General features: G+C 59.8%; 1 protein-coding gene. It reads right to left on the reverse strand.

What is annotated here, in order from left to right; all coding sequences use genetic code 11:
• Nucleotides 1-1192: elongation factor Tu (gene tuf / locus ACYVD0_RS17240; protein WP_460427951.1), on the reverse strand; the 1192-nt coding region annotated here is incomplete at both ends.

Here is a 1192-nt window from a genome sequence, read left to right on the forward strand (position 1 = left end):
TACTCGATGACTTTGGCAACCACGCCGGCGCCAACGGTACGACCGCCTTCGCGAATGGCGAAGCGCAGACCGTCTTCCATGGCGATCGGAGCGATCAGGGTGACGACCATCTTGATGTTGTCACCCGGCATCACCATCTCAACGCCTTCCGGCAGCTCGACGTTACCGGTCACGTCGGTGGTACGGAAATAGAACTGCGGACGGTAGCCTTTGAAGAAGGGCGTGTGACGACCACCCTCTTCCTTGGACAGCACGTACACTTCGGCCTCGAACTTGGTGTGCGGCTTGATGGTACCCGGCTTAGCCAGAACCTGGCCGCGTTCCACGTCCTCACGCTTGGTGCCACGCAGCAGGGCACCGATGTTCTCGCCTGCACGACCTTCATCGAGCAGCTTGCGGAACATTTCCACGCCGGTACAGGTGGTCTTGGTGGTCGGGCGGATACCGACGATTTCCACTTCCTCGCCCACCTTGACGATGCCGCGCTCGACGCGACCAGTCACCACGGTACCGCGACCGGAGATCGAGAACACGTCCTCGATCGGCATCAGGAAAGGCTGATCAACGGCACGCACCGGCTCCGGAATGTAGGAATCCAGGGTTTCCACCAGCTTGCGCACGGCGGAAACACCGATGCCATTGTCGTCCTTGCCTTCCAGCGCCATCAGAGCAGAGCCAGTGATGATCGGGGTATCGTCACCCGGGAAGTCGTAGGTGGACAGCAGATCACGCACCTCCATCTCGACCAGTTCCAGGAGCTCGGCGTCATCGACCATATCGGCCTTGTTCAGGAACACGACGATGTAGGGAACACCCACCTGACGGGACAGCAGGATGTGCTCGCGCGTCTGCGGCATGGGGCCGTCGGCAGCCGAGCAGACCAGGATCGCGCCATCCATCTGGGCCGCACCGGTGATCATGTTCTTCACGTAATCGGCGTGACCGGGGCAGTCAACGTGTGCATAGTGACGAATGGGGGAATCGTACTCAACATGGGAGGTGTTGATGGTGATACCGCGAGCTTTTTCTTCCGGAGCGTTGTCGATCTGGTCGAAGGCGCGAGCAGAACCACCCCAAGTCTCGGAGCAGACCTTGGTCAGCGCGGCAGTCAGAGTGGTCTTGCCATGGTCCACGTGACCAATGGTGCCAACGTTGACGTGCGGTTTGTTACGTTCGAATTTTTCCTTAGCCA

Source organism: Azotobacter armeniacus, assembly GCF_054779355.1.